Below are 26,157 nucleotides of genomic sequence, written 5' to 3'. Positions count from 1 at the left end.
GCCCCGACGGAAGCGGGAGGAATCCCGGCGCGGGCCGGGGCGGCCGCGCGGGCTGCCCGTCAGCCGAGGCAGGCCTCGATCGCGGCCCCGATCTCGAGCAGGCGCCGGTCGTGGCCGTGGCGGGCGAGCAGCATCAGCCCCGCCGGCAGGGCGCGGCCCGGCAGCGGCAGCGACAGCGCGGTGAGGTCGAACAGGTTGCCCACCATGGTGTTGCGCAGCATCAGGACGTTGGTGCGCGAGAAGGCCTCGTCGTCCTCGGCCACCGAGGCGATGGTCGGCGCCGGGATCGCGGTGGTGGGCAGGGCGACGGCGTCGAAGGGCAGCAGGCGCGCGTCGCAGGCCCGGATCAGCTCGGCCCGGGCGCGCATCATGCGCAGGTAGGCCGCCGCGCCGACCGGGCGCCCGCGCTCGATGCGCACCCGCACCCGCGGATCCATCCCGGCCCCCTCGCGATCGAGCCAGTCGGCATGGACCTCGTAGGCCTCGACCGAGGCGATGGGCGCCGCCGCGGTGGCGAGGGCGAAGCGCTCCAGCAGGTCGTCGATCGTCATGTCGGCGATGCGGGCGCCCGCCGCCGCGAGGCGGCCGAGCGCGGCCTCGACGTCGGCCGCCACGCCCGGATCCGTGTCGGTGAAGAGGAGGCCGCGGGGCACGCCGATGCGCAGGTCGGCGAGGGCGGGCGGGCGCAGCGGCGCCGGCTCCTCCCCGGCCATCACGGCGTCGGCCGCCGCGCAGGCCGCGACGCTGCGGGCGAGCGGCCCGATCGAGTCGAGGGAGGGGCTCAGCGGGAAGGCGCCCGCCAGGGGCACGCGCCGGGCGGTGGGCTTGAACCCGACGACCCCGTTGAGGGAGGCCGGGATCCGCACCGACCCGCCCGTGTCGGTGCCGATGGCGACGTCGCTGGTGCCGAGGGCCGCCGAGACCCCCGCTCCCGAGGAGGAGCCGCCCGGCAGCCGGGCCGGATCGGCGGCGTTGCCCGGGGTCCCGTAATGCGGGTTGAGGCCGAGCCCCGAGAAGGCGAATTCCGTCATGTTGGTCTTGCCGACGATCACGGCGCCCGCCCGGCGCAGCCGCGCCACGACCGGCGCGTCCGCGGCGGCGGGCGGGCTGGCGCGCCGGATGGCGGAGCCCGCCGTGGTCGGCTCGCCCGCGACATCGAACAGGTCCTTGATCGACACGATGGCGCCGTCGAGCGGCCCGAGGGAGAGCCCGGCCCGGCGCCGCGCATCGGCGGCGTCGGCCTCGGCGCGGGCCGCCCGGGCGGCGACGCGGGTGAAGACGTGGCGCCCCGCCTCCTCGCCGATGGCGGCGAGGCGGCGCTCGAGGTCGTCGCGCACGGGGGTCGGGCTCGCGGGGGTCGGGTTCACGGGACGGTCTCCGAGGGGCGAGAGGGCCAGAGGCGGTTCAGGAGCAGGATGCCCCCGTTCCAGGCGAGGGTCACGAGGAGCGCCAGCGTCAGGCCGAAGGCCGCCCCCAGGCGCTCCACCGTCAGGGCGAGGATCGTGAGGGCCGCCACGAAGCCGAGGAGTCCGGGCAGGCCGAGGACCAGCACGCCGGCGCTCGCCTCCCCGCCGAGGCGCGGATGCAGGATCAGCGCGAGGCTCACCATCACGACCGGGGCCAGCGCCAGCAGACCGGCGAGGCCCGGGCCCGCCACCCGGCCGGCCAGCAGCACGAGGCCGACGAGGCCCATGACGATCCCGGCCCGGATCGCCACGTCGCGGGGCCGTCCGGGCCGCCGCGGCACCGGCCGGGCGGGGCGGATCGCCCGCCCCGCCGCCATGCAGGCGAGGAGCGCCAGGGCGGCGAGGCCGGCCGCCGGGGCGAGGCCGGGCGCGAGCTGGCGCAGGGCCGTGGCGGCCGCGCCCCAGGCCAGGAGCCCCGCCCCGAGACTGAGGGCGAGCCCGCCGCGGCGGGCCAGGGCGGCGTAGACCACGATCAGGATCCCGGTCGCCGCGATGGCCGGCAGGCTGGCGACGGCGCTCGCGCGCAGGAAATCCGGCCCGTGCTCCAGGGCGAGGAACAGGTAGGCGGGCCCGGCCGAGAGCGGCAGCGTCGCGATCATCGCCGCCACGAGGGGCCCGGCGCGCTCGACCGCCCGGGCGGCGACCACCACCACGGCCGCGCTCGCCGCCATCTTGGCGGCGGTGGCGACGATCTCCGCCCCGGCGAGCATCCCCTGCCGCTCCCGCCGCCTCAGGACACGACCGGCAGCACCTCGACGTCGTAGGCGTGGCCGAGGCGCTTTCCGCGCACCGGATCCTCCAGTTCGATCTCGAAGCGCGAGGCCGGCCGGATGCCCCCGATGGCCGCGAGGGTGCCGCCGAACATCACGCTGCCGGGCGGCAGGTCCGGGCCGCCGGGCCGGCGTGCCAGGAGGTCGCTCGGGCGGCGCAGGCCGGCGAGCGCGCCTTCCTGGTAGAGCACCCGCGCGCCGTCGATCGTCGCGTAGGCCCGCAGCACCAGGGCGTCCCAGTGCGGCTCGACCTCGTCGAGGCGCCACAGGCCGGTGCCGATCGGCTTGCCGCAGAGCTGCTTCGAGAGGGCGATGCCGAGCGTCTCGGCCTTGCGGTCGGTGTGGTCGGAGCCGAGCCCGAGCCAGAGCCCGTCCGCCAGCGAGACCACCACCGGCTCGGCCTCGCCGGAGGTGTCGGGACCGAGCACGACGAGGCGCGCCGCCTGCGTGAGGGTCTGGGCCGCGACCCGGTAATAGACCGGCACCGCCGAGGGGCGCGGCACGCCGATCGCCGCCAGTTCCTCGATGTGGTGGCGGATCGCCGCCTCGTCGCTCCCGGCCCAGCCGGCGATCACCACGGATTCGGGCTCGATGGCGATCCGGTCCTCGCGCCCGCGGGCGCTGCGGTGGAAGGTCAGCATCGCGGGGTTCCTCATGGAATGGCCGGTTCGGGCGCGGATTCCTCCTGCCAGCGCGCGAAGCCGAAGACCAGGATGGCGGCCAGGAGTTCGAGGCCGGCCACGACGGTGAGCCCGCCGCTGGACGAGCCGGTGAGGGAGGTGGACAGGCCGATCATGGAGGGCGCGGCGAAGCCCGCGAGGTTGCCGATCGCGTTGATCGCCGCGATGGCGCCCGCCGCGGCGGTGCCGGAGAGGAAGGTCTGCGGCAGCGCCCAGAAGACCGGGAAGGCCGCCAGGATGCCGATCGCCGCGACCGTGAGGGCCGCCAGCGCGGGGACGGCCTGGCCGATCAGGGCGCCCGTCGCCGCGAGGCCCGCGGCGGCGACCAGGCTCGCGCCGGCGCAATGCAGGCGCCGCTCCCGGCGGCGGTCGGAATGCGCGCCGTTCCAGACCATCGCGGCCGTGCCGGCGACGAAGGGGATCGCCGAGAGGAGGCCGATGGCGATCGGGTCGCGCACGCCGATCTCCTTGATGATCGAGGGCGTCCAGAACGCGATGGTGGCGTTGCCGCTGACGATGCAGAAGTAGATCAGCGCGCAGAGCCAGACCCGGCCGTCGCGCAGGGCCGCCCCGAGATGCGCCTCCTTGCCGGCCGCGCGGCCCTCCGCCGCCACCGCCGCGCTCATGGCGGCGGCGACCGGCGCGGGAAGCCAGCGCGCGCTCTCGGGCCGGTCCGGCAGCCAGGCGAGCACCGCGAGCCCGGCGACGAGCGAGGGGATCCCCTCCAGGATGAACAGCCACTGCCAGTTGGCGAGGCCGCCGACGCCCCCCATCGTGCCCATGATCAGCCCGGCCACCGGCCCGCCGACGATCCCGGCCACCGCGAAGGAGGTCATGAACAGGCCGTTGATGCGCGAGCGCCGGGCGCTCGGGAACCAGTAGGTCAGGTAGAGGACCACGCCCGGGAAGAAGCCCGCCTCGAACACGCCGAGCAGGAAACGCACGGCGTAGAACGTCCACTCGTCGCGCACGAAGGCGAGGCCCATCGAGGCGAGCCCCCACAGGATGGTGATCCGCGCCAGCGTCCGGCGCGCGCCGATGCGCTCCAGGAGCAGGTTGCTCGGCACCTCGAACAGGAAGTAGCCGACGAAGAAGATCCCCGCCCCGAAGCCGTAGACCGCCTCGCTGAACCGCAGGTCGGTCAGCATCTGCAGCTTGGCGAAGCCCACATTCACCCGGTCGATCCAGGCCAGGATGAACAGGATCACCAGGAAGGGGATCAGCCGCAGGGTCGCCCCGCGGTAACCCTCCTCCAGCTCGGCCGCGCTCACCTCGTCTCCCCGCATCATCGCACTTCTCCCGCGCTCTTCTCCCCCCGCCCGGACGGGGCCGATCGGCGCTTGGCCTCGCAATTAGCATGCCTGTGAAATTTCACAAACCGTGCTATGGCGCGGCCGCGCTGCGGGAGCGGTGAGCGGATGAGAGCGGGCGATCCCCCCATTATCTCGGAGAACGAGCGGGCCTACCGGCGCCTGAAGGGCGACATCCTGGCCCTCCGGCTGAAGCCCGGCGAGGCGCTCAACGAGGCGGCCCTCTGCGCGGAATTCGGCATCGGACGCACGCCGGTGAACAAGGCGCTGCACCGGTTGATGCACGAGGGGCTGGTGCGGATCCTGCCCCGCAAGGGCGTCCTGGTGCAGCCGCTCTCGATGGACGAGTTCGCGCAGCTCGTCGAGGTGCGCCGGCTGACCGAGCCGGCCTGCGCGGCGCGGGCGGCCGAGCGGATCGGCGCGGCGGATCTGGCCCGGCTCGACGCGGTGCTGGCCGAGGCCCCGGCCGCGCCCTCGCCCGACCTCGACCCGATCATCGAGGCCGACCGGCGCTTCCACGCGGCGATCGCCGCGGCGAGCGGCAACCGCGTCCTGGCCGAGGTGCTGGACGGGCTGCACGGCCGATCGGTGCGCTTCTGGGCCCTGTCCCTCGGCACCGGCCAGCACCTCGCGGAGGTGGCGGTGGAGCACGCGGCGATCCGCGACGCCCTCGCCCGGCGCTCCCCGTCGGACGCCGCGGCGGCCATGACGGCGCATATCGAGTCCTTCGCCCGCACCCTCGCCGCGCGGCTCGGCTGAGGCCGGCTCCCCCTCCCGGGGGTGTAGCCGCGGGCGCGCGGCCGGGGCATAAGGGCGCCGCGGGGCGGCCCGGCCGGGCCGCGCCCATCACCGGATACCTGACCGCATCGTCCGCGCCGGATCCGGCGCGCCGCCGGGCGATGCCAGCGCGAGGCTCGCCCATGCCCGACCTGCCCTCCGGCCGATGCGCCCGACCGCGGCACCGGGGCGGAATGCGGTGGCGGGGCGGCGCATGACCGGGCCCGACGACCTCGCGGTCGAGATCCGCCTCCTCGATCCGCGGCTCTCCGGGTGGGGGTTCCCGCGCTGGGGCTCGGCGCAGGCGGCGGGGCTCGACCTGCACGCCTGCCTGGACGCGCCCCTGACGCTCGCCCCGCAGGCCGCCCCGGTCCTGGTGCCGGCCGGATTCGCGGTGGCGATCCGCGATCCCGGCTGGTGCGGCCTGGTCTGTCCCCGCTCGGGGCTCGGCCACCGGGAGGGGCTCGTCCTCGGCAACACGGTCGGGGTGATCGACGCCGATTACGAGGGGCCCCTGATGCTCTCGCTCTGGAACCGCAACCCGCCGGGCGCGTCCCGGCCGCTCACCATCGCGCCGGGGGAGCGCGTGGCGCAGCTCGTCTTCACCCGGGTGACCCGGCCGGCCCTGCGCCTCGTCGAGACCTTCTCGGGCGAGGCGGCGGCGCGGGGGGAGAGCGGGTTCGGCTCGACGGGGCGGCACTGAGGGCGCGATGGGGGAGGCCTCGACCAGCCCGCAGGAGCCCGCCGGCGCGGCCCCGCCGGCGCTGGCGCCCCCGCGCCTCGCGCTCGCGGTGGCGGCGGTGATCGACATCGCGCTCCACGCCCGGCCGCAGGCGGTCAGCGCCCGGGCCCTCGCGGCCCGCCACGGCCTGCCCCCGCGCCACCTCGAGACGGTGCTGCAGGCCCTGGTCCGGCACGGGCTGCTCAAGGGCCTGCGCGGCCCGCATGGCGGCTACGAACTCGCCCGCGAGCGCCGCCGCATCCGCGTCGGCGACATCGCCAGGGCGGTGCTGGCCCTCGGCGACGGCGAGGCGGGCAGGCCGGCGCCGGCGGCGGGGCTGATCGACCCGCTCCTCGCGGCGGCCGGGCAGGCCTTCCTCGCGACCCTCGACGCGGTGACGGTGGAGGAGCTCTGCCGACGGGCCGAGGCGGCCAGGATCTTCCCGGACCTGCCCAGCGGCAGCGATTTCGCCATCTGACCGCCAAAACATGCTTTAAAGATCGCTTCAGCAAACTCGGCGACATTTCGCTGATGCCGCCGCACCCGACGGCCCGGCACGGGATCCCAGACACGCCATGACTTCCGCCGCGGACCCCTCCGTCGTCATCGTCACGGCACGGCCGGATCCGGCGCAGCTCTCGCGCCTCTTCGCCCCCGCCTACGCCACCCTGGTCCTCGGCGAGGCCGAGGCCGCCCGCAGCGCCCTGGCGGATCAGGGCACCGACCTCGTGCTGATCGAGGACGGGCCCCGCCTCGACGCGATCGGCCTCGTGCGCGACCTGCGCCGCCTGCCGCACCTCGTGCGCACCTCCCTGATGGTGCTGGGCAGCGGCGAGCCGGGCGCGGCGCGGCGGCGCGCCCTCGAAGCGGGCGCCACCGACGTGGTGCTGCCGCCCCTCGACGGGTTCGACCTGCAGATCCGCGCCCGCAACCTCGTCGCCCTGTCCCGGGCCCAGGCGGGCGCCGCGGAGGCGGAGGACCTCGCCCGCGAGATGCGGCGGGTGCACGCGCAGAGCGCCCAGCGGGAGCGGGAGATCATCCACCGCCTGATGCTGGCGGCGGAGTACCGGGACGATCAGGCGGGCGGCCACCTCACCCGGGTGGCCGGCTGCGTCATCGCCATCGCGGACGGGCTCGGCCTCCCGGAGGAGGAGGCGAACGACATCGCGCTGGCCTCGACCATGCACGACATCGGCAAGATCGGGGTGGCGGACGCGATCCTGCGCAAGCCCGGGCCCCTGAGCGAGGCCGAGCGGGTCGAGATGATGGAGCACGCCCTGCGCGGCTACCGGATGCTGAGCGACAGCCCGTCCCGGCTCCTGCGCCTCGCCGCCGAGATCGCGCTGACCCACCACGAGCGCTGGGACGGGACCGGCTACCCGCGCGGCCTGAAAGGCGAGGCGATCCCGCTGCCGGGCCGCATCACCGCGGTGGCGGACGTGTTCGACGCGCTGATCTCGGACCGGGTCTACAAGCCGGGCTGGCCGCTCGACCGGGCCCGGTCCTTCCTGGAGGAGGAGGCGGGCCGGCATTTCGACCCGGCCTGCGTGCGGGCCTTCCTGTCGCGCTGGGACGAGGTGGTCGCCCTCGTGGAGGACCGGCCGGCGACGCGGGCGGCGTGACGGCCCGGCCCTTCGTTCCCGGACCCCGAGGGGGCCCGGACGGGGCGCGGGCTGCGCCAAATCCGCATTGCGACGCAATCCGTCGGATCACGAGCCGGCGCGGCGCTTGAGCGAAGCCGAAATCCGCATTGCGACGCAATCCGTCGGATTTCGGATCACAGCGTCTCCAGCATCCGCTGCATCAGCCGCCGCCGCGGCGCGATGGAGGAGATCAGGCCGTACTCCCACAGCGTGTGGGCGCCGTCCCCGTCGATGCCGAGGCCGTCGAGGGTCGGCACGCCGAGCGCCGCCGTGAAGTTCCCGTCCGAGCCGCCGCCCGTCAGCGGCACCTCGCCGAGGGCGAGGCCGAGCTCCTGCTCGGCGATGGCGCGCGCCTGCGCGAAGAGCCGGCCGGTCAGGTCCGAGCGCGGATAGGGCGGGCGGTTCATGCCGCCGGTCACCGTCACGGTGAAGTCGGGCGCGGCCTGCAGGCCGCGGAGGCGCGCCACGCAGGCCCGCCCGTCCTCCTCCGTCACCACCCGCAGGTCCGCGGTGAAGCGGCAATGCTGCGGCACCACGTTCTCGGCGGTGCCGCCCTGGACCAGCCCGACCGTGGTGGTGATGCCGCGCGCGTAGTCGGTCAGGGCCTCGATCTCCAGGATCAGCCGGGCGGCCTCGCGGATCGCGTTGCGCCCCTCCGCGTGGCGGCTACCGGCATGGGCGGGGCGCCCCTCCACGTGGATGTCGAAGCGCCCGACGCCCTTGCGGCCCGTGACCACCCGGCCGCCGTCCCGGCCGGGCTCGGTCACCAGCACCGCCTCGGCCCGCCGCCCCAGATCCTCGATCAGCCCGCGGGTCGTCGGCGAGCCGATCTCCTCGTCGCTCGTGAACAGGAAGACGAGGGGCCGCCGGGCCTGCCCGCCCTTCGCCGCGGCGATGAAGCCCTGCAGGCAGAGCCACGCCCCGCCCTTCATGTCGTACACGCCCGGCCCGTAGAGCCGGTCGCCCTCGACCCGCACCGGCAGCTCCGCCAGGGTGCCGACCGGATGGACCGTGTCGAGGTGCGACAGGACCAGGAGGGCGGGCTCCCCGGTCCGCGGCCCGGCCCGCAGGATCAGGCTGTCGCCGAGGCCCTGCGTGCCGCCGATCCGCTCCCACGGGATGCCGGTCGCCTCGGCCTCGTCGGCGACGAGGTCCATCATCCGGTTGACCCCGGCCGCGTGGTGGGTCGGGCTCTCGACCGAGAGCCAGCGGCTGATCGCGGCGACGGCCTCCTCGGGCGACGGGGCGGCGGATTCGGGGGACATCGGGGGCTCCTCGGGGACGAAAGCCTGCCCATCCCCCGCCGCCCGGCCCGCCGCAAGGGGCGATGTGGCGCAGGCCGGCCCCGGCCCGGTGCGGATCAGGGGAGCTCCCGCACCACCCGGAACCCGTTGGCGTAGTAGCGGATGTCGTGGTCGTAGCGGAAGCGCGAGCCCGAGCGCAGGAGCGCCGAGCGGGCCGTGAAGGAGCCGCCGCGCAGGACGCGCAGGTCGCACTGGCCCGTGCGCCACGCCGCGCCGTCGGTCGGCGCCCCCCGGTAGCTCATGTTCCAGCAATCCTCGACCCACTCGGCGGCGTTGCCGGCGGTGTCGAACAGCCCGAAGGCGTTGGGGCGGTACGAGCCCACCGCGACGGTGCGGTGGGACGGAGCCTGGCTGCAATCCTCGCAATTCGCCCGCCCGCTGCCCGCCGCCGGCCCCCACCAGAACGGCGAGGTCGCGCCCGCGCGGGCCGCGTATTCCCACTCCGCCTCGCTCGGCAGGCGGTAGGTCCGGCGCGTCTGCGCGGACAGCCAGCGCAGGTAGCCCTGCACGTCGTCGTAGCTCACGTCGATGACCGGTCGGTCGCCGCGCCCGAAGCCGTGGTCGTCGATGTCGCCCTTGCAGCCGCCCGCGGCCACGCAGGCATCCCACTGCGCGAAGGTCACCTCGTGCCGGCCGATCGCGAAGGGGCGCCGGATCGTCACCCGGTGGGCGGGCTTCTCGTACTCCGCGTCCCCGCCCATCACGAAGTCGCCCGCCGGCACCACGACGAGTTCCGGGCAGGTCGGGCAGTCGCGGAAGGTCTCGCCCGGCCTCGGCCCCTCGCCCGCCGCGCGCTCGGAGGCCGGGGGCGGGGAGGGCGCCTCGGCCACCGGCGGCGGGCCGGCGGGCGGCGGGCGAGGCGCCGCGCCCGGCGTCGCGAAGAAGACGTCGTCGAGGAGGGAGGAGGAGACCCAGGGCACGCGCCGCGCCCCGGTCGCCCGCGCCACCGCCATCCGGGTGCGCGCGAAGCCCTGCTCGGCGCTCACGCCCGGGGCCGCGATCTGGCGCAGGAGCTCGCGCACGAACAGGCCGCCGTCGTCGGCCTCCTCCGGCGGCTTGTCGAGGGCGGCGCTGAAGATCGCCAGCGTGCCGTCGCGCATGTCGAGGGCCGCCAAGCCCTCGGGCGGGCGCCGGAACGTCTCCTCGAACGGGTTGCGCCGGGCCGCGTCCACGATGACGATCCGGGTCGCCGCCCCGCGGCGGGTGAACTCGGCGAGGATCGAGTCGAGGTCGAGCCCCTCCTGGCGCACCTGAACCTCGGAGCGCACGCTGGCCCCGACCGGGATCAGGAAATTCTGCTGGCCCGAGCGGATCGCGTAGCCGTTGTAGAAGAACACCACCACGGAGCTGCGCCCGATCCGGGCCGCGACCTCGGCGACGCGCTGCTGCATCTGCGCCTTGGTGAGATTCTCCCCGGCCTCCACCACGAAGCCGAGCCGGTCCAGCTCCTCCGCGACGAGGCGGGCGGAGCGGTTGGTCCCGAGGGGATCGCCCCCGCCCGAATAGGCCGAGTTGCTGATGACGAGAGCGATGCGCGGGCTCGCTTCGAGGACCACCGCGCGGCCCTGCGCCGCCGCCGGTCCCGGCCCGAGGACGAGGCACAGGAGGAGGACGAGGCTCCTCGCCGCCGCAAGCGCCGCACCGGCCGGTCCGGTCCGTCCCATGCTCGACTCGCACACCCAGGTCATCGCGCGACCCGCAGCACAGCCAACAACGAATCGCTCCGGCGTGGTAGGGAAAAACTGTGATTGCGGCATTTTGCCGCTTATCAAAGCACATCTCGACTGAACGAGGAGCAGTAAAAAGAGGCACTGTGCTTTGCGTGGGACCGATTATTGGGTGACATTTCGGCGTCGTGGCTGACCCGGAGGAGAGGGCGATGCGACTCACCAGGCTATTGCCGGCACTGCTGTTGTTCCTGCCGCACCCCGGCATCGCCCAGGAGGCGCCGCGGGGCGGACCCTCCCCGGCGCCGGCCGGCGCGAGCGTCTACTTCGTCGACGTCAAGGACGGGAGCGTGCTGCCGACCCGGACCACGATCCATTTCGGCCTGCACGGCATGGGCGTGGCGCCGGCGGGCGTGCCGCGGGAGAATGCCGGCCACCACCACCTGCTGGTCGATACCGACCTGCCGAACCTCTCCGAGCCGATCCCCAACGACTTCAACCACCTGCATTTCGGCGCGGGTCAGACCGAGGCCGAGCTGAACCTGCCTCCGGGCGAGCACACGCTGCAGCTCCTGCTCGGCGACCACAAGCACATCGCGCATTCGCCCCCGATCATGTCGGAGAAGATCCGGGTGGTGGTGCGGGAGGGCGGCGCCGGCGGCGTCGCGGCCGGGCCGAGACCGCCGGGGCAGCGCCGGGCCTCGGCCAAGGGCGCCAAGGTCTACATCGCGAGCCCGGTGAACGGCGCCACGGTGCCGCGCACCGTCCTGGTCCGGTTCGGTCTCATCAACATGGGCGTGGCGCCGGCCGGGATCGTCAAGGCCAATACGGGCCACCACCACCTGCTCATCGACACGCCGCTGCCGCCCTTCGACCGGCCGATTCCCAACGATTTCAACCACCTGCATTTCGGCGCGGGCCAGACCGAGGCGCGCGTGACGCTGCCGCTCGGCCGCCACACCCTGCAGTTGCTGCTCGCCGACGAGGACCACGTCCCGCACGATCCGCCGATCTATTCCAAGCCGATCCGCGTCCTCGTCACCGCCTCGGGCCGGCCGCCCCGGGCGCGGGCGCCGCGGCGGGGCCGCTACGGCTGAGGCGCCCCGGGTGCGGTCCATCACATCCGCCCGGGCCGGGGGATGGAATGGTCCGCATCAGCGACAGAGGAGGCGTCCATGACCCTCACCATCCTGGACCCCCGCACGGGGACGACGGTGAAGATGTGGTTTCCCGACAAGCCGGTCGAGCCGCAGCCGGCCCCGGCGCGGATCATCCCGCATCCCGGCCGGCGGCGGGCTTGAGCGCCCGCCGCCCGGGGCGGGCTTGAGCGCCCGCCGCCGGCCGGAGCGGGCTTGAGCACGTCACAGTTGATTGCGTTCATGGCCGCAACCGGCGCATGCTGGGTCGCGGTATCGGGGCGGGGAACCGTCCATCGGGCCGGGCCCGTCCCGGAGAAGCGGGGGAGCGCGTCGCGCGGGAGCGCCGCGAGGAGGCGAGGATGTTGCGGTGGAGACTGGGACCGCTCCTGATCCTGGCGGCATGCCTCCTGACCGGGACGGGGGCCTCGGCGGCCGACCGGCGCGTCGCCCTGGTGATCGGGAACTCCGCCTACCGCTCCGTGCCGGTGCTCGCCAATCCGGGCCGCGACGCCTCGGCCATGGCGGAGATGCTGCGCCGGGCGGGCTTCGAGTCGGTCGACCTGAGGCAGGATCTCGGCACGGTCGAGCTGAAACGCACCGTGCGGGAATTCATGCAGACTAGCCGCGACGCGGACGTTGCGGTGGTGTTCTTCGCCGGCCACGGCATCGAGGTCGCGGGGGTCAACTACCTGATCCCGACCGATGCCCGCCTGCGGACCGATTTCGACGTCGAGGACGAGGGTTTGTCGCTGGAGCGGGTGATCCGCGCGATCGAGCCGGCGCGGCGCCTGCGCCTCGTCATCCTGGATGCCTGCCGCAACAACCCGTTCAACGTCGGCATGCAGCGGATGGTGAGCATCCGGGGCGTGGCGAACGGCCTCGCCAAGGTGGACCCGCTGATCAGCGACACCCTCGTGGCCTTCGCGGCCAAGGCCGGGTCGGTCGCCGACGACGGCGGCGGCGACCACAGCCCCTTCACGACGGCGATGCTCAAGCACCTCGCGGCGCCGGGCCTCGACGTGCGGGTCGCCTTCGGGCGGGTCCGCGACGAGGTTCTGCGCCTCACCGGCGGCAAGCAGGAGCCCTTCGTCTACGGCTCCCTCGGGGGCGCCACCATGGCGCTGGTGCCGGACGTCAGGGCCGCCGACCCGGAGGGCGACCCCAAGGAGATGCGGCGCGACTACGAATTCGCCGAGCGCGTCGGCACGCGGGAGGCGTGGTCCTCCTTCCTGGCCGCGCATCCGGCCGGCTTCTACGCGGATCTGGCCCGCGCCCAGGTGGCCAAGCTCACGGGCAGCCCGGCCGCGCCGCCGGCCGGCGAGCCAGCCCGCCGGCCGCTCCCGCAGACGCGGCCGGTCGGCACCGACCCGGCGACCGCCGCCGTCGCGCCCGGCCCCGCCGCTTCCCCGCCCGGCGCCGAGCACAACGGGGCCTGCCAGCGCGAGGCCCAGACCCTCGCCCGCCTGCGCGCGACCCGCGCGCCGGAGGCAGTGCTGCGCTTCGAGCGCGAATTCACCTGCGAGGCGCTGCGCCCGCAGCTCGCCCGGCTGATCGAGGCGGTGCGTCCGCCCGCACCGCCTTCCGTTCTGCCCGACCCGATCCCGCCGATCCCCGGCGAGCCGCTGACGACGAGCACGGCGCGGGCGACCCCGGGCGCCTGCGAGCGCGAGGCCCAGATCCTCGCCCAGCTGCGCAACAGCCGCGACGTGCCGGCGATCGACCGCTTCGCGCGCGACCTCAGCTGCCAGGAGCTGCGCCCGCAGCTGCAGCGCCTGCGCGAGAGCGTGGGCGAGGAGTGATCCGGGATCCGCTTGATCGACGCGGATCCCGGATCACGCGCCTGCGCGGCGCCTGAGCGCGGCGCCTGAGCGAAGCCGACATCCGCATGGCCGAAATCGGAGATGGCGAAGCCATCAACCGGATCACGAGCCCGCGCGGCGCCTGAGCGAAGCCGACATCCGCATGGCCGAAATGGGAGATGGCGAAGCCATCAACCGGATGTCGGATGACGCCCGGGCCGCGGCCGCCGCGCGGCGGGCGTCGCCTCACCCCCGCGCTCCGAGGGCCCGCTCCAATTCGTCCTTCGACATCCGCGACCGGCCCGGGATGTTGCGGGCGCGGGCGGCCCGCAGCAGGGCGGCCTTGGTCGTGCCCTTGCCCGAATCGCGCTTCGCCGACGCGGTCTCGCGGGCCGAGGCCGTCTTGCGGGCCGAGGCCGTCTTGCGCGCCGCGGCTGCCTTGCGCGCCGCGGCTGTCTTGCGCCCCGAGGCTGTCTTGGCGGCGATGTCGGCGGGCTGGCGCGAATGCTGCTTGCCCTTGGCGGTGTCGGCCCGCTTCTTGGCGGAGGTGCGGGCGTACTCGCCCCGGCTGAGGCGCGCCCGGGCCGCCTTCGGCAGGTACCGCTCCCCGGTCTCGCCGCTCTTGGCGCCCGAGCGCGTGCCCCACTCCTCCTCGGTCCACTGGGTCAGGTGGTTGTCGGGAGATTTCGCGCCCACGTAGCCGCCGCCCGCCTCCTTGTAGTCGTGGACGGCGGCCTGCGCCTTGCGCGCCGACCATTGCCCGGGCTTGCCGCCCTTGTTCGAGCGCGTGACCTTCGCCTTCACCCGCTCCCACAGCTTGGGATCCGTTCGCTTCGCCGTGCCGGCCATGATCTGCCTCGCGTGCAATCGTCTTGGACACGGCAACCGGGCCTCGGCCCGCCCGGTTCCTCCCCGGCGGGGGAGGGGGCGGAACGGCGCGGCGTCGCGCCCCGTCGACGGGTCGACGTCACGCCCCCCGTTGACGCGCGCCCCGTTGATACGCGCCCCGTTGACTTGGCGGGCTCCTGACCCCATCCCACATCGCGTCCCGGCGTCCGATCGCGACGCCGCGCGGAGCCTGCCATGAGCCGCACAGCCACGAACCGCCCCAGCGTCTTCATTGACGGCGAGGCCGGCACGACCGGCCTGGGCATCCGCGAGCGCCTGGAGCCCTCGCACGAGATCACTCTGCGCTCGCTCCCGCCCGCGCAGCGCAAGGACCCGGACGCCAAGCGCGCCCTCCTCGCCGAGGTCGACCTCGTGGTCCTGTGCCTGCCCGACGACGCCGCCAAGGAGACGGTGGCGATGGCGGACGCGTTGCCGGGCGGCGGCCCGCGCATCCTGGACGCCAGCACCGCGCACCGGGTCGCCCCCGGCTGGACCTACGGCTTCGCCGAACTCGCGCCCGAGCAGCGCGCGGCCCTGCGGGCCTCCCGGCGCGTCGCCAATCCGGGCTGCTACCCGACCGGGGCGATCGCGCTCCTGCGCCCCCTCGTCGATGCGGGGCTGATCCCGGCCGATCACCCGATCAGCATCAACGCGGTGAGCGGCTACAGCGGCGGCGGCCGCAAGATGATCGGGGCCTACGAGGACGGCACCGCCCCGGCCTTCGAATTGTACGGCCTCGGCTTCGCCCACAAGCACCTGCCCGAGACGCAGGCCTACAGCCGCCTGACCCGGCGCCCGATCTTCGTGCCCTCGGTCGGCAATTTCCGGCAGGGCATGCTGGTGTCGATCCCGCTCCACCTCGACGCGCTGCCGGGCCGGCCGCACCCGGGCGACCTCGAACAGGCCCTGGCGGCGCGCTACGCGGGCGAGGAGCTGGTGCGGGTGGTCACCGGCGCGGAGGAGGGGGCGCATCGCGAGCGGCTGGAGCCGGAGGCGCTCAACGGCACCGACGGTCTGGAGCTGCGCGTGTTCGGCTCGGACGCGCACGGCCAGGCGGTGCTGGTCGCGCGGCTCGACAATCTCGGCAAGGGCGCGTCCGGCGCCGCGGTGCAGAACCTGCGCCTGATGCTGGATCTCGCCTGAGGCGGGCGATGTCGGAGAGCCGCCCGCCCCTGCCGCCCTTCACGGCGGAGACCGCTTCCCGCAAGGCCCGCGCCGCGGAGGATGCCTGGAACCACCGGGACCCGGTGCGGGTCTCGCTCGCCTACACGCCCGACAGCCGCTGGCGCAACCGCGCGGAGTTCTTCTCCGGGCGGGAGGCCATCGTCGAGTTCCTGACCCGGAAATGGGCACGCGAGCTCGATTACCGGCTGATCAAGGAGGTCTGGGCCTTCCACGAGAACCGCATCGCCGTGCGCTTCGCCTACGAGTGGCACGACGATTCGGGCCACTGGTTCCGCTCCCACGGCAACGAGCAGTGGGAGTTCGACGCGAACGGCCTGATGCGGCGGCGCGAGGCCTCGATCAACGACGTGCCGCTGCGCGAGCAGGACCGCAAGTTCCACTGGCCGCTCGGACCCCGGCCGGAGGATCATCCCGGTCTCGGCGATCTCGGCCTCTGAGGCCCGCGCCGTCCGGCCGATCAGCCGGAGGTGACGGGCGCCGGGAACTCGGGCAGTTCGGCGATCAGCGAGGCGGGCCACTCGGCCCGGGACGAGGCGGCGCGCCGCCGCCGGCTCTGCGCGAGCGCCGGCGGGACCTCGCGCAGCGCCTGCTCCGACCGCCCGAGCGCCTGGGCCGAGCGCAGCAGGCAGACGATGTCCAGGTTCCAGGTCGCCACCGTGCGCGCCAGCCGGACCTGGGTGGCGGCGCGGCTCGCGTCGAGGGCGCTCAGGGCTTCGTGGATCGCTGACATGAAACGTGGTCTCGGTAACGGGGTCCCGGCGGACTCGGCCGAGGCGAAGCTAGGGCGCCGCCGCGCCGCCGTCCAAGCTCTCCCCCGCGCGAGCCTCCGCTCGCGCGAGCCTCCGCTCGTGCGAGCCTCCGCCCGCGCGGGCCCCGCCTTGCGTCGGCCGCGCTCCCTGCCATGTTCGGGCGCATGACGACCATTCACGACTTCGCGCCGCGCGGCGCCGACGGGACCCCGCATCCCCTCGCCCAGCACCGCGGCAAGGTGCTCCTCATCGTCAACACGGCGTCGAAATGCGGCTTCACCCCGCAATACGAGGGGCTGGAGGCGCTCTGGCGCCGGTACGGGCCCGAGGGGCTGGTGGTGCTCGGCGTGCCCTGCAACCAGTTCGGCGCGCAGGAGCCCGGCGACGCCGACGAGATCGCGCGCTTCTGCCGCCTCACCTACGACGTGACCTTCCCGGTCCTCGCGAAGGTCGAGGTGAACGGGCCCGGGGTCGACCCCCTCTTCGACTTCCTCAAGCGGGCGCGGCCGGGCCTGCTCGGGACCCGGGCGATCAAGTGGAACTTCACCAAGTTCCTGGTCGGCCGCGACGGCCGGGTCATCGGCCGCTACCCGCCCCTCGCCCGCCCCGCCGCCCTGGAGGCCGCCATCGCGGCGGCCCTGGCCGAGCCGGAGCCGGTCCCGGCCTGACGCGACCGTCCCCCGGTCGCGCTCGACCCCGACCTGGCGGCGCGGGGCGACGCGGCGCGCTGTCCTGAAGCGCTGTCCTGTATCGGTGGCCGCATCGGTCGCGCTTGCTCCCTGCCTTGCGGACGCTCTGACGCTGGGGATCAATCCGCCGTGCGGCGAAACATCCCGGTCAATACATTCCATGTCTCAGATCAGGACGCACTTTCCTGGTCGCATCGACTTTTAATCCCTGCCTCCATGTGCGCGATCGCACGCCGCGTTGCGCTGCAACATCCTATATCGGGAGTGTCGAACGAGGCGAGATCTACGGAAGATCTCGCCGAGGAACAAGGAGAGTGAGACTGAGATGAAGACCCGTATCGCCGCCGCCGTGTCCGCCCTCGTTCTCGGCCTCGCGCCGGTCCCGTCCGCCATGGCCTTCGGCCCGGGGGCGCCGTTCCAGCCCTCCCACCCGCGCGACGTCGGCACGACGGGCTCGATCGGCGGCTGGGCGCCCCTCGGCGCGCATGACGGGCCGCTCTTCGACCGCTGCGACAATCCCGCGGCCGAGGGCAACGCGCGGCAGCAGAACCGGCCGGTGAAGCAGTACGGCCAGGTCTCCGGCGGGCCGCGGTGCTGATCCGGGCCCCGCGATGCTTCTGAGAGCCTTCTCTTACGGCATGATCGGCGTGCTCGTCGCCGCGCTCGCCATGACGGCGCGCGGCTCCCTGGACGCCCTGGCCGGCCTGTGACGACCTGACCGGCACGGCCGCCCCGCGCGGGGCGGCCGTGCCTCGTTCTTGCCTGTCGACTCACCCGCAACAAGAATTTTCCCCGCCTCACCGCTGACGAGGAAGATATCTTCCGAAATCTCGAAAAATGCGAAATTGACCGAGGTAATTCGGGCTGTAATCTCTCGTTCCTGAACTCCACCCGACCGCGAGTCTGCCGCCCGGGATCTGCGGCAGGCGGCGCGCGTCGTCAGGAAGGACAGCGATGAGCGCACAGACCGACGTCCTCTGGTTCCTCCCGACCCACGGCGACGGCCGCTACCTCGGCGCGAGCGAGGGCGCCCGGCACGTCTCCCTCGCCTATCTGCGCCAGATTGCGCAGGCGGCGGACGACCTCGGCTATTTCGGGGTCCTGCTGCCGACCGGGCGGTCCTGCGAGGATTCCTGGATCGTCGCCTCGGCGCTGGCGCCGCTGACGCGCCGGCTGCGCTTCCTCGTGGCGGTGCGGCCGGGCCTGCAGGAGCCGTCGGCGGCGGCGCGCATGGCCGCGACCCTCGACCGGATCTCCGAGGGCCGCCTGCTCATCAACGTGGTGACGGGCGGCGACCCGGTGGAGCTGCGCGGCGACGGCGTCTTCCTCGACCACGACGCGCGCTACGCGGTCACGGACGAGTTCCTGCACATCTGGCGCCGCCTGATGGCGGGCGAGACCGTCACCTACGCGGGCCGGCACCTGCGCACCGAGGAGGGGCGGCTGATCTTCGGGCCGGTGCAGCAGCCCTCGCCGCCGCTCTATTTCGGCGGCTCGTCGGAGGCCGGCATCGCGGTCGCGGCCGAGCATTGCGAGGTCTACCTGACCTGGGGCGAGCCCCCCGCCCAGGTGGCCGAGAAGATCGCCCGGGCGCGCGCCGCCGCCGCCGCCAAGGGGAAGACCTTCTCGTTCGGGATCCGGCTGCACGTGATCGTGCGCGAGACCGAGGGCGCGGCCTGGGAGGCCGCCGAATCCCTGATCTCGCGCCTCGACGACGCCACCATCGCGCGGGCGCAGGAGACCCTGAAGCGCCAGGATTCCGTCGGGCAGAGCCGCATGATGGCGCTGCACCGGGGCGACCGCCGCAACCTCGTCGTCGCGCCGAACCTGTGGGCCGGGGTGGGGCTGGTGCGCGGGGGCGCCGGCACCGCCCTGGTGGGCTCGGCCGACCAGGTCGCCGACCGCATGAAGGAGTACATCGACCTCGGCATCGACCGCTTCATCCTCTCGGGCTACCCGCACCTGGAGGAGGCCTACCGCTTCGCCGAACTCGTCTTCCCGAAACTCCCCCTGCGCGACACGACCGGGACCGCGCCGCGGCGGGCCCGCAACGACGGGCCCTTCGGCGAGGTGATCGCCAACGACATTGTGCCGACGCCGGGCGCCGGGGCGGCGCCGGGCATCGGGGCGACGCGGAGCGTCGCCGAGGCGCGGCGCGTCGGGGCGCGTTGAGGGCCGCGTCGCGGCTCAGCCCTCGGGCGCCGCATCCAGGGGCCGCCAGCAGACCGGCGGGTCGTCCTCCGGCAGGGGCCCGCCGTCGCGGCGCCGCCACGCCATGGCGCGGCGGGAGAAGGCCTCGTCCTCCGTCACCACGACCTCCGGCTCGGCGAGCCGTCCCTCGACCACCGCGCCGCTGCGCAGCTGCAGGCCCACCGGCTCCCCGTCGAAGGGCGGCTCCATGAAGACCGGCCGGCCAATCCTCCGCCACGCGTAATCGTCGCTCATGCCCTGCCTCCCTGCCCTGCCTCCCGCCCGGGACGCCGCCGCAGGATCGGCCCGGGACGGGGTCAGCGCAAGAAGTCCCCGAAGGCCCGCGGCCCGTCCGAGGTCCTCACCTGCCCGGTCACCCGCAGGCTGTCGGTGTCGATCACGCTGACGGTGTTCGATTCCCAGTTCGCGACGTAGACCCGCCGCCCGTCGCGGCTCGCCGCGATGCCCTCGGGATACTCGCCGACCTCGATCCGCGGGCCGGGCGTGAGCCCGGCGAGGTCGAAGGTGCTGACCGTCCCGCCGTACTGGTCGGTCACGAAGGCGCGGCCGCCGGTCAGCGCGACCGCGTAGGGCCGCTCGCCGACCGGGACCCGGGCGATCTCCCGCCGCGCCGCCAGGTCGATCACCGAGACGTCGTTCGAGCCGACATTGGCCGTGTAGGCCCGCTGCCCGTCCGGGTCGAGGGTCACGCCGAAGGGCCGCGTGCCCACCTTCACCACCGCGACCCGCCGGCGGGTCGCGGCGTCCACCACCGAGACCGCGTCGTCGTCCCGGTCGGTGACCAGGATCAGGCGCCCGTCCCGGGTCGCCGCGATGCCGGACGGCGAGGTGCCCACCGCGATCTCGCCGGTGACCGCGAGCGTGCCGGGATCGACCGCCCAGAGCCGCTTGGCGTACCAGTCGGCCACGTAGACCTCCCCGCTCGCCGGGTTGACCCCGACGCCGAGGGGCCCGCCCCCGAGGGCGACCGTGCCGGCGACGCGCCGGGCCGCGAGGTCGATCACCACCAGCGCCTTGCCCTCCGGCGCGGTCACGTAGGCCCGCGCCCGGTCCGGCGAGAGCGCCACGCCGGCCGGCGCGCCCGGCACCGGCAGCGTCGCCGCGACCCGGCCGGCCGCGAGGTCGACGATGTCGACCGCGTTCGCGTTCTGGGCCGTGACCACCGCCTCCTCGGCGCCCGCCGGGGCGAGCAGGCCGGCGCCGAGGAGGAGCCCCGCGAGCAGGGCCCTCACGAACCGCTCTTCTCGACCTTCGCCTTCAGGCCCTGAAGCCCGGCCTTGTAGAGGTCGCTCACCGCCTTCACGGCCGCCTCGTCGCTCAGCTCGGGCGGCGGGTCGTTGTTCATGAAGCCGCGGTAGAACGCACCGTCCCAGCTCACGCTCGACTTGCCGCCCTCGGCGGGCTCGACCTTGATCGTCGAGGAGTAGTTATTGACCGGCAGAACCTTCACGTCGACCTTGTTGATCCGGTACGACAGGCTCATCTGCTCGGCGTTGTACTTGTAGAGCTCTTCCTCGACGGTGGCGCCGCCCTTGAGCGTGAGGGTGCGGGTGGCCTTGACCTCGTTGCCGCCCTTGCCCTCGGTCTTCTCGACCGGGGGCAGCCAGCTCATGTCCTGGAAGTTGCCGACCACGGCCCAGACCTTGGCGGGCGGCGCGTCGATGGTGATCTTCTCCTCGACCTTCTTGCGGGTCGGGCCGTGCGCCTCGGCGGCGAGGGGCGACAGCGCGACGAGCGCCGCGACGGCGCTCCCGATCAACAGCTTCATGGGTGAACTCCTCTCACGGATCGGTGTCGTCGGCGAGGAGCCGGTCCGCCGCCCCGAGGCCGAGCGCGGCGGCGACCTTCTCCTCGATCCAGGTCCAGGCCTCGCGCTCGGCGGGGCCGGCCGTCTTGGAGACCGCGATGAAGAGGTATCGCATCTCCGAGAGCACTTTCTCGGGCGGCAGGCGGTCGAGGCGCGTCGAGAGGATCGCCGCCTCCAGCACCGCCGCCTGGGCCCGGTTGTAGCCGGTGAAGGGGCGGTGGGCCTCCTCGTGCACGATGCGGGCGCGGAAGCGCGGGCGCACCGGATCGTCCTCGACCGCGACCACCTCGAATTCCCGGTGGCCGTAGGCCTCGGCGAGGCGGCGGCCCGGGATGCGCGCGCAGGGCAGGGTGGCCCAGTCGCGCCGCCCGGTGACGCAGCCGGCGATCACCCGCATGTCGGCGGGGGCGGCGGCCGCGAAGGTCGGGTTCGCCTCCAGGTTCGTGATCGTCGGCGAGGGCCGGAACGGGGCGAGCACGAAACCGTCGCCCTCCTGGATCAGCCCGAACGGCACGAGGTGCAGGCGGTCCGCCGCCTGGGTCGTGACGATGGTCTCCAGGATCAGCGGCACCGCTCACTCCGTCCCGTCGGGCGCGCGGGCCGGCCGGCGCCCGTGCAGGGTGTGGCCGACCTCCTTGAACGCGGTGGTGTCCTCCGCCGCCGCATCCGCCGCGCAGCCCCAGTCCAGGGGCTCGTCCTGCACGTAGCGCTTGCCGAGCCGCCAGGCGAGTTCGGCTTTGGTCAATTCCCCGCCGAGATAGAAGGCGTGGCCGCCGTCGGTCGCCACGTCGAGGTCGGGGAAGAACGCCATGGCGTCGGTGCCGACCTTGTGGATCGCCCGGTTGTAGACATGGACCCCGTCCTGCGCGACCGCGACGCGGTAGTTCGGGTCGCGCACCTCGGCGGCCAGCGCCGCGATCTCCTCGGGCGTCTGCGTGTAGGGGCGCTTGTCGTGGAGTCCGAGGAGCTGGCGGCCGTAGCCCTTCGGCAGCGCCCCGTCGGCGCGGGCCGCGTACATCACCCGCCGGGCGGCGTCGTGCTCCTCGACCGTGCGTCGGGTGTGGTTCGAGACCTGCACGATCAGCACGTTGCGGATCGCCAGTTCCGAGCACAGGCCGACCAGGAGCGCCGTCACCCCGACGCTGTCCGCCTCGGTCAGTTCGGTCAGGTTGCCGGTCCCCATCATCATCTCGATGTCGGGATGGCGGCGGCGGGTCTCGTGGTAGCGCACGATCGAGGCGGCGAAGCCGAAATGGATCGGCTCCAGGATCGGGTCGGCCAGGAAGGGCTTTCCCGCCGCCCGCATCCGCGCGATCGCGCGGTCGAGGGACTCGAGGTCGTCGGGCCGCACCGGCACCAGCACCGGCACGGCGTCGGTCTCGAAGGCGAGGTCGAGGCTGTCCTCGTTGAGGCTCAGCAGGAAATCGGCGCCCGCCCGCGCGCCCCGGGCGAGTTCCTCGCGGTCGAAGGAATCGACGCTGACCCGCAGGCCCGCCCCCTTCAGCAGCCGCACCGCCTCCTCCAGGTGCGGGAAGGGCGTGTCCGGCAGGCCGCCGAGGTCGATCACGTCGGCGCCCCGGCGGGCGAGGTCCCGGGCGCGGACGAGGATCTCGTCCGGCGTCATGCGGGAGGCGTCGACGATCTCCGAGAAGATGGTGAGGTCGTGCCGCGACAGGTCGACCTTGCGGCCGGCGAGGCCGAGATGGGCCGGCAGGTCGACGATCTCGTCGGGCCCGCGCTCGACCGGCACCCCGAAATGGGCGGAGAGCGCGGCGAGGTCGGCCCGGCAGCGCCCCGGCAGGATGACGCGGTCGGCCCCCTCCGGCAGCGTGACGCGGCGGCGGATGATCTCCTCGGTCATCAGCGCGGCGACCTTCACGCCCGCATCCGCGATGGTGCCGGTGAAGCGCTCGCGCGGGAGCGCCGCGACGACCGATTCGAGCCGCGGCTTGGCGAGGCGCCCGGTGACGAAGACGAGGTGCTCGGTCATGGCCGGCCCGGACCTGGGCGGCGGCACCCGCGCGGGAGGGCGCGCGCCATCTCAGGCCTCCGCCGGCGCGGGCGCGCGCCAGACCCGCTCGCCGCCCGGGCCGCGCAGCCGGATCTCGCCCCGGAAGCGCCGGGCGAAGCGGGGGAAGGCCGCGTCGACGAGCCCCGCCGCGACCGGATCCTCGGCCCGCGCCGATTTCACCAGGATGCAGCGCGCCGCCCCGAGTTCGGCCGCCAGGAAGAGCGCGAGGCTGTCGGAGGTCACGTCCCAGCTCTCCGGGATGGCCGGGTGCCCGGCCTTGAGCGCGGCCGGGTCCCAGACCGGCACGAGGCCCCGCGCGAGCGCGGCCGCGGGGTCGCGCGACACCGCGAGGCGCGGTTCGAGGGCCTGGAGGATCCGCGCCATGCCGCCCATCGCGTCGAGGGCGAGGCGGTGGGCGAGGCCGTCGTCGAAGCCGAGGGCCGCCTGGGCCTCGCGCACTGCCTCGGCGAGGCCGCCGCCGCCCGGCACGATCACGGCCGCGCCCTCGGCGCCCTCGGCGAGGCCGCGCAGCAGCCCGCGCAGGCGCGGGCCATCGGCCACGAGGCTGCCGCCGAGCTTCACCACGCTGAGGGGGCGCGTCATGGCGCCGTCCTTACGCCGCCGCGGGGCGGGCCGCAGCCGCGGCGAGGCGTCGCGCGGCCTCCGCGATGCGGGCGGGGTCGAGGGCGCCGCGCCGGTCGCCGCCGCCGCAGAGCCCGCCGCGGAAGCCGAGGTAATCCGGCCCGAGGGAGGCGAGCGCCGGAACGTCGTCGAGGGCGAGCGAGCCGGCGAGCCCCGAGAGCAGCCCGTGCCGCCGGCATTCCGCCAGGAAGGCGGCGAGGCGGGGCAGGGGGAGGTGGTCGGTCAGGCGCCGCCCGTCCTTGCCGCGCGTGTCGATCATGGCGCCGCGGAACCCCGCTCGCGCGAGGGCCGCCGGATCGCCGGCCCCGATCGGGTCCTCGGCGAAGAGCACCGCGATCACCGGCGCGCCCCGCGGCAGCGCGAGGCCGCGGCACGCGGCCGGCCGCGCGATCTTGAGGTAATCCACCCCGGTTCCGCGGAGCTCCGCCAGCATCCGGGCGGCCTCGGCCGCGTCGCGGGGCTCGCCCGCCACGGCGCTGGTCAATCCGCCGGGGGAAGCGGCGACGATCGCCCGCACGGTCGCGGCGGGCAGGCCGCCGAGGGCGCCGCGGTCGGGGTCCTTGGCATCGACGAGGTCGGCGCCCCGCGCGCGGGCGAGGGCCGCCTCGGCCGCGTCGCGCACGCTGACCAGGAGCCGCACCCGCGGGCGGGCCGGGAGGGAGGGGGAATCGGGCAAGGGTCAGGACCGGTCGGGCAGGGGGTCGGCGAAGAGGCGGTTCTTCACCAGCCAGCGCAGGCCGTGAAGCCAGGTCTCGTCCGTGTCCCCGCGGATCACCACCTGGCCGCCGCGCAGCACCTTGCCGCTCTCGCTGTCCGAGATGGTGACGCTGAGGTTCATGATCTGGTTGGTGTTGCGCTGGACGTAGCCGTAGATGGCGAGGCCGGCGCCGGCCTCCCTGGCGATGCGCTCGGCGCAGCCCTCGCACTTGTAGAGCGGCGCGTCCTTGCGGATCTCCTCGGCCTTCGGCGCGAGGTCGACCGCCTGCACCGTCTCCTGCTCCGCCACCGCCCGGCGCAGCGCGTCGGTGATCAGCGCGAGGCGGCGGGCCTCCTCGGGGCGCGGCGGGCGCCCGCCCACCACGCCCGGGTCGAGGAGTTCGATGCCGAACACCGCCGCACTCCGCGGCGCGGCGAGCGCGGCGCCCGGCAGCAGCAGGGCGGCGAGGAATGGGAGGAGGCGGGCCGCACGCATCGCCGGACGATGCCACGGCGGGGGCGGCCGGCGCAACGCGGCGGGGGGCGGCCCCGTGCCGGCGGCGGCTTGGACTTTCGGGTGCGACCGCGCGCCATCCCCGTCTTAGATTTCCCTTATCGATAAAGCGTTGAGCGCACGGGAGAATTCTGGTTAGCGTGCCGCCCGCATGGCGTGCTTCCCCGGCCTCCCCCTGATCCGGACCGGCCTCCTCGCCGCGGCGCTCGCCGCGGCCGCGGGGCCGCTGCCGGCCCTCGCCCAGAAGGCTCCCCCGGCGGCGGCGCCCGAGGTGGCGCCCCCGGGCGCGGCCGAGATCCGCATCGGCCTGATCTACCGGCCGCCGGCGGCGCCCTCCTCCTACGACGCGCAGGCCGCCCCCGAGGACGAGGGCGTGGCGGGCGCCCGCATGGCGGTGCGCGACAACAACGCCACCGGCCGCTTCGTCAAGCAGTTCTACGCCCTGGAGGAGGAGGCGCTCGCCGCCCCGGCGCCCGGCGGTCCGCCCCCGCGGGATCCGGTCGCGGCCGCCCGCGACCTCGCCGGCCGGGGCATCCGCTTCATCGTGCTCGCCCTCGCCGGGCCGGAGGTGCTGGCGGTGGCGGACGCGCTGAAGGACACGGGCGTGACGCTCTTCAACGCCGCCGCGCCCGACGACCGCCTGCGCGGGGCCGATTGCCGGGCCAACGTGTTCCACGTCGCGCCGAGCCGGGCGATGCAGACGGACGCGCTGGTGCAGTTCCTGGCCTTCATGCGCTGGCGCAAGCTCTTCCTGATCGTCGGGCCGCAGGAGGGGGACCGGCTCTGGGCCGAGGCGATGCGGCGCTCGGCGAAGAAGTTCGGGCTCCAGATCACCGCCGAGAAGCCCTGGACCTTCGGGCCCCTCGCCAAGGCGCGGGGCGACACGCCGACCCGGGCGGAGGCCCTCGTCTTCACCCGCGGCCTCGACTACGACGTGGCCGTGGTGGCGGACGAGGCGGGGGATTTCGGCGATTACGTGCCCTTCCACACCGTCGACCCGCGCCCCGTGGTGGGCACGCAGGGGCTCTTCCCGACGACCTGGCACCCGACGCTCGAGGTCTGGGGGGCGGCCCAGGCCCAGAACCGCTTCCGCCGCCTGACCGGGCGCCTGATGCGGCCCCTCGACTACCAGTTCTGGACCGCGATCCGCGCGGTCGGCGAGGCGGCCCTGCAGACCAAGAGCGCGGATCCGGCCGCGATCGCCGGGCTCCTCGCCGATCCCGCCTTCGCGCTGCCGGCCTACAAGGGCGTGTCGCTGAGCTTCCGGCCCTGGGACAGGCAGCTGCGCCAGCCGATCCTGCTGGTCCAGCCGAGCTTCCTGGTGGCGGTGGCGCCCGAGCAGGGCTACCTGCACCAGCGCACGCCCCTCGACACGCTCGGCTTCGACCTGCCCGAGACGCCGTGCAAGCTGGCGAAATCGTGAGGCGCGGCCCGCGCCTTCCCGCGGCATAGCGGGGCCGACGGCCCGCAGGGGCAAGACGAAGCCCAT

Annotated in this window: 29 protein-coding genes; 13 read left to right on the top strand and 16 right to left on the bottom strand. The window is 74.5% G+C overall.

Annotated features, from left to right (window positions below):
- Positions 1 to 59: 59 nt before the first annotated feature.
- From QA634_RS25340 to QA634_RS25325, 4 genes are read right to left on the bottom strand one after another with little or no spacing between them, the layout of a single operon-like run.
- Positions 60 to 1,367, bottom strand: coding sequence for an amidase (locus tag QA634_RS25340; RefSeq protein ID WP_012334755.1), 1,308 nt, complete (start codon positions 1,365 to 1,367; stop codon positions 60 to 62).
- A complete protein-coding gene (locus tag QA634_RS25335) occupies positions 1,364 to 2,176 on the bottom strand; it encodes a hypothetical protein (RefSeq protein ID WP_012334754.1) in 813 nt (270 codons plus the stop codon). The genes QA634_RS25340 and QA634_RS25335 overlap by 4 nt, the downstream gene beginning before the upstream one ends.
- A gap of 20 nt (positions 2,177 to 2,196) precedes the next feature.
- Positions 2,197 to 2,877 (bottom strand): DUF2848 domain-containing protein, encoded by a 681-nt coding sequence (locus QA634_RS25330; protein ID WP_012334753.1) that lies wholly within the window; start codon positions 2,875 to 2,877, stop codon positions 2,197 to 2,199.
- Between the two features lie 11 nt (positions 2,878 to 2,888).
- Positions 2,889 to 4,205: an MFS transporter gene (locus QA634_RS25325; protein ID WP_012334752.1), complete on the bottom strand. Its 1,317-nt coding sequence runs from the start codon at positions 4,203 to 4,205 to the stop codon at positions 2,889 to 2,891.
- A gap of 129 nt (positions 4,206 to 4,334) precedes the next feature.
- Between QA634_RS25325 and QA634_RS25320 the strand changes: the two genes are divergently transcribed.
- From QA634_RS25320 to QA634_RS25305, 4 genes are all read left to right on the top strand, one after another.
- Positions 4,335 to 4,985: a GntR family transcriptional regulator gene (locus QA634_RS25320; protein WP_012334751.1), complete on the top strand. Its 651-nt coding sequence runs from the start codon at positions 4,335 to 4,337 to the stop codon at positions 4,983 to 4,985.
- 232 nt (positions 4,986 to 5,217) lie between these two features.
- Positions 5,218 to 5,706 carry a dUTP diphosphatase gene (dut, locus tag QA634_RS25315; protein WP_012334750.1) on the top strand — a complete coding sequence of 163 codons (489 nt, stop codon included), beginning with the start codon at positions 5,218 to 5,220 and terminating at the stop codon, positions 5,704 to 5,706.
- 7 nt (positions 5,707 to 5,713) lie between these two features.
- Positions 5,714 to 6,202 (top strand): RrF2 family transcriptional regulator, encoded by a 489-nt coding sequence (locus QA634_RS25310; protein WP_012334749.1) that lies wholly within the window; start codon positions 5,714 to 5,716, stop codon positions 6,200 to 6,202.
- A gap of 97 nt (positions 6,203 to 6,299) precedes the next feature.
- Complete coding sequence (locus tag QA634_RS25305) at positions 6,300 to 7,346, top strand: HD-GYP domain-containing protein (RefSeq protein ID WP_012334748.1); 1,047 nt, start codon at positions 6,300 to 6,302, stop codon at positions 7,344 to 7,346.
- Positions 7,347 to 7,501: 155 nt separating this feature from the next.
- On the opposite strand, the gene QA634_RS25300 is transcribed toward QA634_RS25305, so the two are convergent.
- Entirely contained in the window at positions 7,502 to 8,632 is a 1,131-nt protein-coding gene (locus QA634_RS25300; RefSeq protein WP_012334747.1) for a M20 family metallopeptidase, read from the bottom strand.
- A 95-nt stretch (positions 8,633 to 8,727) separates the two neighbouring features.
- A complete protein-coding gene (locus QA634_RS25295) occupies positions 8,728 to 10,335 on the bottom strand; it encodes an SUMF1/EgtB/PvdO family nonheme iron enzyme (protein ID WP_012334746.1) in 1,608 nt (535 codons plus the stop codon).
- Between the two features lie 215 nt (positions 10,336 to 10,550).
- Between QA634_RS25295 and QA634_RS25290 the strand changes: the two genes are divergently transcribed.
- From QA634_RS25290 to QA634_RS25280, 3 genes are all read left to right on the top strand, one after another.
- Positions 10,551 to 11,435 (top strand): DUF4399 domain-containing protein, encoded by an 885-nt coding sequence (locus tag QA634_RS25290; protein WP_012334745.1) that lies wholly within the window; start codon positions 10,551 to 10,553, stop codon positions 11,433 to 11,435.
- Between the two features lie 78 nt (positions 11,436 to 11,513).
- Positions 11,514 to 11,639, top strand: coding sequence for a hypothetical protein (locus QA634_RS25285; protein ID WP_018260989.1), 126 nt, complete (start codon positions 11,514 to 11,516; stop codon positions 11,637 to 11,639).
- A gap of 197 nt (positions 11,640 to 11,836) precedes the next feature.
- Entirely contained in the window at positions 11,837 to 13,276 is a 1,440-nt protein-coding gene (locus QA634_RS25280) for a caspase family protein (protein WP_012334744.1), read from the top strand.
- A gap of 246 nt (positions 13,277 to 13,522) precedes the next feature.
- On the opposite strand, the gene QA634_RS25275 is transcribed toward QA634_RS25280, so the two are convergent.
- Positions 13,523 to 14,125, bottom strand: coding sequence for a hypothetical protein (locus QA634_RS25275; RefSeq protein WP_012334743.1), 603 nt, complete (start codon positions 14,123 to 14,125; stop codon positions 13,523 to 13,525).
- Between the two features lie 234 nt (positions 14,126 to 14,359).
- Between QA634_RS25275 and argC the strand changes: the two genes are divergently transcribed.
- On the top strand, positions 14,360 to 15,307 hold the full coding sequence (argC, locus tag QA634_RS25270) for an N-acetyl-gamma-glutamyl-phosphate reductase (RefSeq protein WP_012334742.1): 948 nt from the start codon (positions 14,360 to 14,362) through the stop codon (positions 15,305 to 15,307).
- An 8-nt stretch (positions 15,308 to 15,315) separates the two neighbouring features.
- Entirely contained in the window at positions 15,316 to 15,786 is a 471-nt protein-coding gene (locus QA634_RS25265; protein ID WP_012334741.1) for a nuclear transport factor 2 family protein, read from the top strand.
- A 20-nt stretch (positions 15,787 to 15,806) separates the two neighbouring features.
- Here QA634_RS25265 and QA634_RS25260 read toward each other — a convergent pair whose 3' ends face one another.
- Complete coding sequence (locus QA634_RS25260; protein WP_012334740.1) at positions 15,807 to 16,079, bottom strand: hypothetical protein; 273 nt, start codon at positions 16,077 to 16,079, stop codon at positions 15,807 to 15,809.
- Between the two features lie 183 nt (positions 16,080 to 16,262).
- Between QA634_RS25260 and QA634_RS25255 the strand changes: the two genes are divergently transcribed.
- The 3 genes from QA634_RS25255 (at position 16,263) to ssuD (ending at position 18,959) form a co-directional block, all read left to right on the top strand.
- Positions 16,263 to 16,766, top strand: coding sequence for a glutathione peroxidase (locus tag QA634_RS25255; protein WP_210161165.1), 504 nt, complete (start codon positions 16,263 to 16,265; stop codon positions 16,764 to 16,766).
- Between the two features lie 346 nt (positions 16,767 to 17,112).
- Positions 17,113 to 17,385, top strand: a complete 273-nt coding sequence (locus QA634_RS25250) for a hypothetical protein (protein WP_012334738.1) — start codon at positions 17,113 to 17,115, stop codon at positions 17,383 to 17,385.
- 356 nt (positions 17,386 to 17,741) lie between these two features.
- Positions 17,742 to 18,959: an FMNH2-dependent alkanesulfonate monooxygenase gene (gene ssuD, locus QA634_RS25245; RefSeq protein ID WP_012334736.1), complete on the top strand. Its 1,218-nt coding sequence runs from the start codon at positions 17,742 to 17,744 to the stop codon at positions 18,957 to 18,959.
- Positions 18,960 to 18,974: 15 nt separating this feature from the next.
- On the opposite strand, the gene QA634_RS25240 is transcribed toward ssuD, so the two are convergent.
- From QA634_RS25240 to QA634_RS25205, 8 genes are all read right to left on the bottom strand, one after another.
- Positions 18,975 to 19,232, bottom strand: a complete 258-nt coding sequence (locus tag QA634_RS25240) for a hypothetical protein (RefSeq protein ID WP_012334735.1) — start codon at positions 19,230 to 19,232, stop codon at positions 18,975 to 18,977.
- A 62-nt stretch (positions 19,233 to 19,294) separates the two neighbouring features.
- Positions 19,295 to 20,230, bottom strand: coding sequence for a YncE family protein (locus QA634_RS25235; RefSeq protein WP_012334734.1), 936 nt, complete (start codon positions 20,228 to 20,230; stop codon positions 19,295 to 19,297).
- Positions 20,227 to 20,766 (bottom strand): SRPBCC family protein, encoded by a 540-nt coding sequence (locus QA634_RS25230; RefSeq protein WP_012334733.1) that lies wholly within the window; start codon positions 20,764 to 20,766, stop codon positions 20,227 to 20,229. The genes QA634_RS25235 and QA634_RS25230 overlap by 4 nt, the downstream gene beginning before the upstream one ends.
- A 13-nt stretch (positions 20,767 to 20,779) precedes the next feature.
- Entirely contained in the window at positions 20,780 to 21,376 is a 597-nt protein-coding gene (locus QA634_RS25225) for a DUF447 domain-containing protein (RefSeq protein WP_012334732.1), read from the bottom strand.
- Positions 21,377 to 21,379: 3 nt separating this feature from the next.
- A complete protein-coding gene (locus QA634_RS25220; RefSeq protein ID WP_012334731.1) occupies positions 21,380 to 22,795 on the bottom strand; it encodes a DUF6513 domain-containing protein in 1,416 nt (471 codons plus the stop codon).
- A 51-nt stretch (positions 22,796 to 22,846) separates the two neighbouring features.
- Positions 22,847 to 23,419, bottom strand: coding sequence for a uridylate kinase (locus QA634_RS25215; protein ID WP_012334730.1), 573 nt, complete (start codon positions 23,417 to 23,419; stop codon positions 22,847 to 22,849).
- 10 nt (positions 23,420 to 23,429) lie between these two features.
- Positions 23,430 to 24,134, bottom strand: a complete 705-nt coding sequence (locus tag QA634_RS25210) for a (5-formylfuran-3-yl)methyl phosphate synthase (protein ID WP_012334729.1) — start codon at positions 24,132 to 24,134, stop codon at positions 23,430 to 23,432.
- A 3-nt stretch (positions 24,135 to 24,137) separates the two neighbouring features.
- On the bottom strand, positions 24,138 to 24,650 hold the full coding sequence (locus QA634_RS25205) for a DUF3280 domain-containing protein (protein WP_012334728.1): 513 nt from the start codon (positions 24,648 to 24,650) through the stop codon (positions 24,138 to 24,140).
- Between the two features lie 169 nt (positions 24,651 to 24,819).
- Here QA634_RS25205 and QA634_RS25200 point away from each other — a divergent pair, with 169 nt between their 5' ends.
- A complete protein-coding gene (locus QA634_RS25200; RefSeq protein WP_012334727.1) occupies positions 24,820 to 26,091 on the top strand; it encodes an ABC transporter substrate-binding protein in 1,272 nt (423 codons plus the stop codon).
- Positions 26,092 to 26,157 lie beyond the last annotated feature (66 nt).

It is taken from the genome of Methylobacterium sp. CB376 (genome assembly GCF_029714205.1).
In the GTDB taxonomy this organism is placed as follows: Bacteria; Pseudomonadota; Alphaproteobacteria; order Rhizobiales; family Beijerinckiaceae; genus Methylobacterium.
Note: the sequence above shows the minus strand (reverse complement) of the source record. Positions and strands in the feature narration are given on the sequence as shown.

What these genes read in the sequence shown, in the direction of transcription:
- QA634_RS25335 (WP_012334754.1), bottom strand. Translation starts at nt 2,176, where the DNA reads ATGCTCGCCGGGGCGGAGATCGTCGCCACCGCCGCCAAGATGGCGGCG.
- QA634_RS25330 (WP_012334753.1), bottom strand. Translation starts at nt 2,877, where the DNA reads ATGCTGACCTTCCACCGCAGCGCCCGCGGGCGCGAGGACCGGATCGCC.
- QA634_RS25325 (WP_012334752.1), bottom strand. Translation starts at nt 4,205, where the DNA reads ATGATGCGGGGAGACGAGGTGAGCGCGGCCGAGCTGGAGGAGGGTTAC.
- QA634_RS25320 (WP_012334751.1), top strand. Translation starts at nt 4,335, where the DNA reads ATGAGAGCGGGCGATCCCCCCATTATCTCGGAGAACGAGCGGGCCTAC.
- dut (WP_012334750.1), top strand. Translation starts at nt 5,218, where the DNA reads ATGACCGGGCCCGACGACCTCGCGGTCGAGATCCGCCTCCTCGATCCG.
- QA634_RS25310 (WP_012334749.1), top strand. Translation starts at nt 5,714, where the DNA reads ATGGGGGAGGCCTCGACCAGCCCGCAGGAGCCCGCCGGCGCGGCCCCG.
- QA634_RS25305 (WP_012334748.1), top strand. Translation starts at nt 6,300, where the DNA reads ATGACTTCCGCCGCGGACCCCTCCGTCGTCATCGTCACGGCACGGCCG.
- QA634_RS25300 (WP_012334747.1), bottom strand. Translation starts at nt 8,632, where the DNA reads ATGTCCCCCGAATCCGCCGCCCCGTCGCCCGAGGAGGCCGTCGCCGCG.
- QA634_RS25295 (WP_012334746.1), bottom strand. Translation starts at nt 10,335, where the DNA reads ATGGGACGGACCGGACCGGCCGGTGCGGCGCTTGCGGCGGCGAGGAGC.
- QA634_RS25290 (WP_012334745.1), top strand. Translation starts at nt 10,551, where the DNA reads ATGCGACTCACCAGGCTATTGCCGGCACTGCTGTTGTTCCTGCCGCAC.
- QA634_RS25285 (WP_018260989.1), top strand. Translation starts at nt 11,514, where the DNA reads ATGACCCTCACCATCCTGGACCCCCGCACGGGGACGACGGTGAAGATG.
- QA634_RS25280 (WP_012334744.1), top strand. Translation starts at nt 11,837, where the DNA reads ATGTTGCGGTGGAGACTGGGACCGCTCCTGATCCTGGCGGCATGCCTC.
- QA634_RS25275 (WP_012334743.1), bottom strand. Translation starts at nt 14,125, where the DNA reads ATGGCCGGCACGGCGAAGCGAACGGATCCCAAGCTGTGGGAGCGGGTG.
- argC (WP_012334742.1), top strand. Translation starts at nt 14,360, where the DNA reads ATGAGCCGCACAGCCACGAACCGCCCCAGCGTCTTCATTGACGGCGAG.
- QA634_RS25265 (WP_012334741.1), top strand. Translation starts at nt 15,316, where the DNA reads ATGTCGGAGAGCCGCCCGCCCCTGCCGCCCTTCACGGCGGAGACCGCT.
- QA634_RS25260 (WP_012334740.1), bottom strand. Translation starts at nt 16,079, where the DNA reads ATGTCAGCGATCCACGAAGCCCTGAGCGCCCTCGACGCGAGCCGCGCC.
- QA634_RS25255 (WP_210161165.1), top strand. Translation starts at nt 16,263, where the DNA reads ATGACGACCATTCACGACTTCGCGCCGCGCGGCGCCGACGGGACCCCG.
- QA634_RS25250 (WP_012334738.1), top strand. Translation starts at nt 17,113, where the DNA reads ATGAAGACCCGTATCGCCGCCGCCGTGTCCGCCCTCGTTCTCGGCCTC.
- ssuD (WP_012334736.1), top strand. Translation starts at nt 17,742, where the DNA reads ATGAGCGCACAGACCGACGTCCTCTGGTTCCTCCCGACCCACGGCGAC.
- QA634_RS25240 (WP_012334735.1), bottom strand. Translation starts at nt 19,232, where the DNA reads ATGAGCGACGATTACGCGTGGCGGAGGATTGGCCGGCCGGTCTTCATG.
- QA634_RS25230 (WP_012334733.1), bottom strand. Translation starts at nt 20,766, where the DNA reads ATGAAGCTGTTGATCGGGAGCGCCGTCGCGGCGCTCGTCGCGCTGTCG.
- QA634_RS25220 (WP_012334731.1), bottom strand. Translation starts at nt 22,795, where the DNA reads ATGACCGAGCACCTCGTCTTCGTCACCGGGCGCCTCGCCAAGCCGCGG.
- QA634_RS25215 (WP_012334730.1), bottom strand. Translation starts at nt 23,419, where the DNA reads ATGACGCGCCCCCTCAGCGTGGTGAAGCTCGGCGGCAGCCTCGTGGCC.
- QA634_RS25205 (WP_012334728.1), bottom strand. Translation starts at nt 24,650, where the DNA reads ATGCGTGCGGCCCGCCTCCTCCCATTCCTCGCCGCCCTGCTGCTGCCG.
- QA634_RS25200 (WP_012334727.1), top strand. Translation starts at nt 24,820, where the DNA reads ATGGCGTGCTTCCCCGGCCTCCCCCTGATCCGGACCGGCCTCCTCGCC.